This window comes from Geobacillus sp. Manikaran-105 (assembly GCF_002809955.1).
Lineage (GTDB): Bacteria > Bacillota > Bacilli > Bacillales > Anoxybacillaceae > Geobacillus > Geobacillus thermophilus.
The window spans coordinates 68,002-74,326 of sequence record NZ_PIJG01000007.1; the positions used below are offsets into that span (position 1 = coordinate 68,002).

The following is a 6,325-nucleotide window of genomic DNA, read 5'->3' on the forward strand; positions in this document are numbered from 1 at the left end:
TGCTTTGATTGTCAAACGTGGCGACGTGTATTTTGCGGACCTTTCCCCGGTTGTTGGCTCAGAGCAGGGCGGCGTCCGCCCCGTGTTGGTGATCCAAAACGATATCGGCAATCGCTTCAGTCCAACGGTTATTGTAGCGGCGATCACGGCGCAAATCCAAAAGGCAAAGCTGCCGACGCATGTCGAGATCGATGCGAAGCGTTACGGGTTTGAGCGGGACTCGGTCATTTTGCTTGAACAAATCCGTACGATTGATAAGCAGCGGCTGACTGACAAAATCACCCACCTGGATGATGAGATGATGGACAAAGTCGATGAAGCGCTGCAAATCAGCCTAGGACTGATCGACTTTTGAAGCAAGCGCAAGGAAATCTTTCCGCTTCAGCGTGAGGGACGCCAAAACAGCAAGTGTTGCTGTGGGAAGATCAATCGATGCGCGTGGAAGCAGCATGGGTGCGCAACGCCTCATGGCAGCGATGTCGGCTCACCGGCCAAACGGGCAGATCGGCTCATGGAACGGTCTGTCCCCTCTATTGGCATTTATGTGTATTCTTTCACAAAGAGGCTACGAATAAGTAGCTCTTTTTTTGTCATCCCCGGTCCGGAACTCTCTCCCTGCCCCAAGCTCGGTGCAACCGGCGGGGAATGATGGCTTCCTCTTGCTTCGAATGGACAAAAGATCAGCGGGCGCGCCCGGATTGCGGTGCGGTTGCGGCTGGGACATCGTGCCGCCCGGAATATGTTGCGTGAAGAAACGTCGTTTGCCGTCTTCGGAAGGCGGCCGAAGTGTGGAATACGCAGAGACGGTCTAGCGGGCAGCTGTTTGCAAACATTGCTCATTTTCAGGAGTGAGTGTAGATGGGAGAACGTTCAAGGCTGTGCATAAGGAGGGAACGGGTTGGCGATTGAACAGCGTTTGATTCAAACGATCGCTGCTGAACAACGGCTGGCAGCCAAACAAGTTGAAAACGTCATCACCCTGCATCAGGAAGGAAATACGATTCCATTTATCGCCCGCTACCGGAAAGAGATGACGGGGGCGCTCGATGAAGTGCAAATTCGTGCGGTGCTTGAGCGCTGGGAGTATTTGCAGCATTTAGAGCAGCGGAAAGAAGAGGTCATTCGGCTGATCGATGAGCAAGGGAAATTGACCGAAGAGCTGAAAAACGCGATTATCAGCGCCACGAAACTGCAGCAAGTCGAAGATTTGTACCGCCCGTACCGGCAAAAGCGGCGCACGAAGGCGACGATTGCGAAAGAAAAAGGGCTTGAGCCGCTTGCCGATTGGCTTCTTTCCTGCCCTGCCGCCCCAGCTCCGGAAGAGCAGGCCCGGGCGTTCATTGATACAGAAAAAGGGGTCGCAACGGCAGACGAGGCGCTGCAAGGGGCGAAGGACATCATCGCCGAGCGGGTGGCCGACGATGCCGCTCTTCGTCAATGGGCGCGGGAACAGACGTGGCGGAAAGGGATGATCGTGTCCACCGCGAAGGCGTCGGAGAAGGACGAAAAAAACGTATACGAGATGTATTACGACTACGAAGAACCGGTGGCGAAAATCGTCCCCCATCGCGTCTTGGCGCTAAACCGCGGCGAAAAAGAGGAGGTGCTGCGCGTCTCGGTCCAAGCGCCTGCCGAAGAAATCATCCGCTATTTGCAGCGGCAAACGATCGTCAACGAGGCGTCCCCGGCCGCTCCCATCGTGGCCGAAGCGGTGGAAGACGGATACAAACGGCTGATGGAGCCCGCCATTGAGCGCGACATCCGCAATGAGCTGACAGAAAAGGCGGAAGAGCGGGCGATCCATATTTTTGCCGAGAATTTACGCAAACTGCTTCTTCAGCCGCCATTGAAAGGAAAAACGGTGCTCGGCATCGACCCAGCCTATCGGACTGGGTGCAAGCTCGCCGTTGTTGATGAAACAGGGAAGCTGCTTCATATCGATGTCATTTACCCACACCCGCCGCAAGAGAAAAAGGATGAAGCGAGGACAAAGATTCTTCGTTTACTTGACGACTATCATGTGGATATGATCGCCATCGGCAACGGAACAGCCTCTCGGGAAACTGAACAGTTTGTCGCCGACACGCTGAAGCATGTGCAACGCGATATCTTTTATTTGATTGTCAATGAAGCAGGAGCGAGCGTCTACTCGGCTTCCGACCTTGCGCGCGCCGAGTTTCCCGACTTGCAAGTTGAAGAGCGGAGCGCGGTCTCAATCGCCCGCCGCGTCCAAGACCCGCTCGCCGAACTGGTGAAGATTGACCCGAAATCGGTTGGCGTCGGCCAATACCAGCACGATGTGTCGCAAAAAAAGCTGGCGGAGTCGCTCCGTTTCGTCGTGGAGACGGTCGTCAATCAAGTCGGCGTCAACGTCAACACGGCGTCCGTTTCGTTGCTCCAATACGTCTCGGGACTGACGAAAACCGTCTCCGAAAACATTGTCAAACGCCGCGAAGAGCAAGGGAAATTCCGCAGCCGCGAGGAGCTGAAAACGATCCCGCGTCTTGGGGCGAAAACGTATGAGCAATGCATCGGGTTTTTGCGCATTGTCGACGGCGACGAACCGCTTGACCGCACGCCGATTCACCCCGAGCGGTACGCGGAAGTGAAGCAGTTGTTGCAAAAGTTAGGATTTACAACCGCCGCCATTGGCAGCAATGAGCTTCGCCAAGCGCTGCAAGCCATCGATGTGAAAGCAGCGGCATCCGAATTCGGCATCGGGGAACTGACGCTCCGCGACATCATTGACGCGTTGTGCCGTCCGGAGCGCGACCCGCGCGACGAGCTGCCCAAGCCGATATTGCGAAAAGACGTTTTGAAAATGGAAGACTTAAAGCCAGGCATGGAGCTCGAAGGAACGGTGCGCAACGTCGTCGACTTCGGCGCCTTTGTCGACATCGGCGTCAAACAGGACGGGCTCGTGCACATTTCCAAGCTAAGCAAACAATACGTCCGCCATCCGCTTGATGTCGTCTCCGTCGGCGACGTCGTCAAAGTGTGGGTGGAAAGGGTTGATGCAGCGAAAGGAAGAATTTCATTATCGATGCTTCCGCCGGAATAAGCTGGAGAGGCTGTCCCGTACTGCCCAATGAACAGCAGGGACAGCCTCAAACACATGTTACGAACAGTGCTTTCTCCGATAAAAAAACCAGCATTGGTTTAACAACTTGATTTGATCCCGGTTTTTCTCATAATAGGCTCGTCTCATTTGATTTTTTAGCCATGTAGGCACATCGTCCACCCCCTGATGCGGAAAGGTAGTATATAATGTATGTAGCTGCGCATTGTCCTGTGCTGAAAACATAAAAAGGGGGGCGCCTGTCATGGATCAAAAACGCTTGCAAGCGCTCGTTGAACAAATTTCCATGAGCACATTTGGCAAGCCGTTCCGCCATACCGCTTTCTTCAACCCTCGTTTGCGCACTACCGGCGGGCGCTACATGTTGCAGACGCATAACATTGAGCTCAATCAAAAACATTACGAGCAGTTCGGCGAGGAAGAATTGATCGCCATTATCAAACATGAGCTTTGCCATTACCACTTGCACCTTGAGGGAAAAGGCTACCGCCATCGCGACCGCGACTTCCGCGAACTGCTGCAAAAAGTGGGGGCGCCTCGCTATTGTCGTCCAATCGGCCAAAAAACAGACAGGTCGAAAACGATCTATACATACATTTGCACATCTTGCGGCCTGACGTACACTCGAAAAAAGCGCATGAACACCGCCCGCTACGTCTGCGGGAACTGCCGCGGGCGGCTTAAACTAGCGAACCAACGCCGTTGAACGCTTCCTTGCTTATGCCGAACCCTATTAGGAACATCCGCCGTGTCTTTCCCGAAGGAAACGAAGCTTTTTATGGAGCTCTTGTATCACGGCCCGGATATGCGAACGTCCTCTTCGAAAAGAGAGCAGTATCACATTTTGCAAAAAAAGTGGTTGACAATTAAATTGGCCATATGCTAAATTATAAAAGCCGTCGCCAAACGGCGATGAAACAAACAGCAAAAAACATGTTGACAAAGAGTCAACAGCTCAATATAATAAACAATGTCGATTGTGAAAGTGTAAGAAATCTGAGCCGTTCCACAATAGTTCAGCGACGAGCATTAGCATCATCGAATTCACTACGAGTTGTCTCGACGCATCTTGCCTCCTTGAATTATCTGGCAGGGGAAGAGGCAACGAGCACATCGTAAAGTATAGCATAATTTCTTCATCATTCCGCAATAGCTCAGCGGTAGAGCAACCGGCTGTTAACCGGTAGGTCGTAGGTTCGAATCCTACTTGCGGAGCCAGTGTTTGGAGAAGTACCCAAGTGGCTGAAGGGGACGGTTTGCTAAACCGTTAGGTCGTGACTTAACGGCGCGCGGGTTCAAATCCCGCCTTCTCCGCCACTTTCAATAGTCGCATGGCCCGTTGGTCAAGTGGTTAAGACACCGCCCTTTCACGGCGGTAACACGGGTTCGAATCCCGTACGGGTCACTTACAGCGCGGGGGTTTCCCGCGGATTGCGGTCCCGTAGTGTAGTGGTTAACATGCCTGCCTGTCACGCAGGAGATCGCGGGTTCGAGTCCCGTCGGGACCGCCATTACACCAATCGCTGGGCCATAGCCAAGCGGTAAGGCAACGGACTTTGACTCCGTGATGCGCTGGTTCGAATCCAGCTGGCCCAGCCATTTTATGTGTTAAATACGAGCTATTAGCTCAGCAACGAGCGCTGCATCTTTGAGTTGACAGCGAGTTGCCTCGACGCACCTAGCTTCCTCGAATAAGCTGGGAGAGGAAGAGGCAGGTAGGGATAGGTAGTACCTAGAGTGTCATCTTAACCATGAGCCATTAGCTCAGTAGGTAGAGCAACGAGCGCTGCATCTTCGAGTTCGCTTCGAGTTGTCCCGACGCATCGCGCATCTTCGAATACGCTAGCAGAGGAAGGGACATCACTATCCTAGGGTGTTATCCAACTCATGAGCCATTAGCTCAGTAGGTAGAGCAACGAGCTTTGCATCATTGAGTTTGCTACGAGTTGTCCCGACGCATCGTGCATCTTCGAATACGCTAGCAGAGGAAGGGACATCACTATCCTAGGGTGTTATCCAACTCATGAGCCATTAGCTCAGTAGGTAGAGCAACGAGCGTTACATCATCGAGTTGGCTTCGAGTTGCCCCGACGCACTTGACTTCTTCGAATAAGCTTGTAGAGGAAGGGGCATCGTTGTCTCGGAGTGTTATTGAACCCATGAGCCATTAGCTCAGTAGGTAGAGCATCTGACTTTTAATCAGAGGGTCGGAGGTTCGAGTCCTCCATGGCTCACCATATTAGCGGGTGTGGCGGAATTGGCAGACGCACCAGACTTAGGATCTGGCGCCTCACGGCGTGGGGGTTCAAGTCCCTCCACCCGCACTGATTAGTCCATATGCGGTCGTGGCGGAATGGCAGACGCGCTAGGTTGAGGGCCTAGTGGGGGCGATCCCGTGGAGGTTCAAGTCCTCTCGACCGCATTCCACTAAACCCAAACATTATGTTGACAAAAGAATGAGTAGTTGTTATAATAAAATTTGTCGCTAAAAATGCGCTCGTAGCTCAATTGGATAGAGCATCTGACTACGGATCAGAAGGTTAGGGGTTCGAATCCTCTCGAGCGCGCCATGATCGGGAAGTAGCTCAGCTTGGTAGAGCACATGGTTTGGGACCATGGGGTCGCAGGTTCAAATCCTGTCTTCCCGATTTGAATATCTTCATCATCAATTGCTATACAGGTGTAGTTTAGTGGTAAAACCTCAGCCACGAGCACTGCCTCATCGAATCCGCTTCGAGTTGCCCCGACGCATCCAGCGTCTTTGAATGTGCTTGCAGAGGAAGGGGCGCGGAAGAGCGTGGTGGATGTTGGTTCGAAATTATATGCGGGTGTAGTTTAGTGGTAAAACCTCAGCCACGAGCACTGCCTCATCGAATCCACTTCGAGTTGCCCCGACGCATCCAGCGTCTTTGAATGTGCTTGCAGAGGAAGGGGCACGGAAGAGCGTGGCGGATGTTGGTTCGAAATTATATGCGGGTGTAGTTTAGTGGTAAAACCTCAGCCTTCCAAGCTGATGTCGTGGGTTCGATTCCCATCACCCGCTCCACGAAGAAGCAAGAAGAGAAAAATGCAGGAAGTTACCTTGTTCCTTGAAAACTGAACGAAACGAAGCGCGACGAAAAGCGGAGGTCCGCGGGTCGCCGCGACGGGCAAATGTTCTTCGCCTGCAAGGGTGCTTGCACCCGGAAGGCGAAGGTTATTTGACCCCGAGCGGCGGCGGACCGAAGCTGGACAATACGAAAAGCG

Annotated in this window: 4 protein-coding genes and 11 tRNA genes; 14 read left to right on the top strand and 1 reads right to left on the bottom strand. The window is 53.1% G+C overall.

Annotated features, from left to right (window positions below; translation table 11 throughout):
• Positions 1–4 precede the first annotated feature (4 nt).
• Positions 5–355, top strand: coding sequence for a type II toxin-antitoxin system endoribonuclease NdoA (gene ndoA / locus CV945_RS03835; RefSeq protein ID WP_003253417.1), 351 nt, complete (start codon positions 5–7; stop codon positions 353–355).
• 543 nt (positions 356–898) lie between these two features.
• Complete coding sequence (locus CV945_RS03840) at positions 899–3,061, top strand: Tex family protein (protein ID WP_100659170.1); 2,163 nt, start codon at positions 899–901, stop codon at positions 3,059–3,061.
• Between the two features lie 57 nt (positions 3,062–3,118).
• On the opposite strand, the gene cmpA is transcribed toward CV945_RS03840, so the two are convergent.
• Entirely contained in the window at positions 3,119–3,232 is a 114-nt protein-coding gene (cmpA, locus tag CV945_RS03845) for a cortex morphogenetic protein CmpA (RefSeq protein WP_089135018.1), read from the bottom strand.
• A 91-nt stretch (positions 3,233–3,323) separates the two neighbouring features.
• Between cmpA and CV945_RS03850 the strand changes: the two genes are divergently transcribed.
• The 12 genes from CV945_RS03850 (at position 3,324) to CV945_RS03905 (ending at position 6,125) form a co-directional block, all read left to right on the top strand.
• Positions 3,324–3,785, top strand: a complete 462-nt coding sequence (locus tag CV945_RS03850) for a SprT family protein (RefSeq protein WP_033010304.1) — start codon at positions 3,324–3,326, stop codon at positions 3,783–3,785.
• Between the two features lie 437 nt (positions 3,786–4,222).
• Positions 4,223–4,297 (top strand) — tRNA-Asn (locus CV945_RS03855).
• 6 nt (positions 4,298–4,303) lie between these two features.
• Positions 4,304–4,396 (top strand) — tRNA-Ser (locus tag CV945_RS03860).
• Positions 4,397–4,412: 16 nt separating this feature from the next.
• Positions 4,413–4,484 (top strand) — tRNA-Glu (locus tag CV945_RS03865).
• Positions 4,485–4,514: 30 nt separating this feature from the next.
• Positions 4,515–4,590 (top strand) — tRNA-Asp (locus tag CV945_RS03870).
• Between the two features lie 13 nt (positions 4,591–4,603).
• Positions 4,604–4,678 (top strand) — tRNA-Gln (locus CV945_RS03875).
• 562 nt (positions 4,679–5,240) lie between these two features.
• Positions 5,241–5,316: transfer RNA gene (locus tag CV945_RS03880), tRNA-Lys, on the top strand.
• A 5-nt stretch (positions 5,317–5,321) separates the two neighbouring features.
• Positions 5,322–5,403 (top strand) — tRNA-Leu (locus CV945_RS03885).
• A 15-nt stretch (positions 5,404–5,418) separates the two neighbouring features.
• Positions 5,419–5,501, top strand: a tRNA-Leu gene (locus tag CV945_RS03890).
• Positions 5,502–5,572: 71 nt separating this feature from the next.
• Positions 5,573–5,649, top strand: a tRNA-Arg gene (locus tag CV945_RS03895).
• A gap of 4 nt (positions 5,650–5,653) precedes the next feature.
• A tRNA-Pro gene (locus CV945_RS03900) sits at positions 5,654–5,727 on the top strand.
• A 324-nt stretch (positions 5,728–6,051) separates the two neighbouring features.
• Positions 6,052–6,125 (top strand) — tRNA-Gly (locus tag CV945_RS03905).
• Positions 6,126–6,325 lie beyond the last annotated feature (200 nt).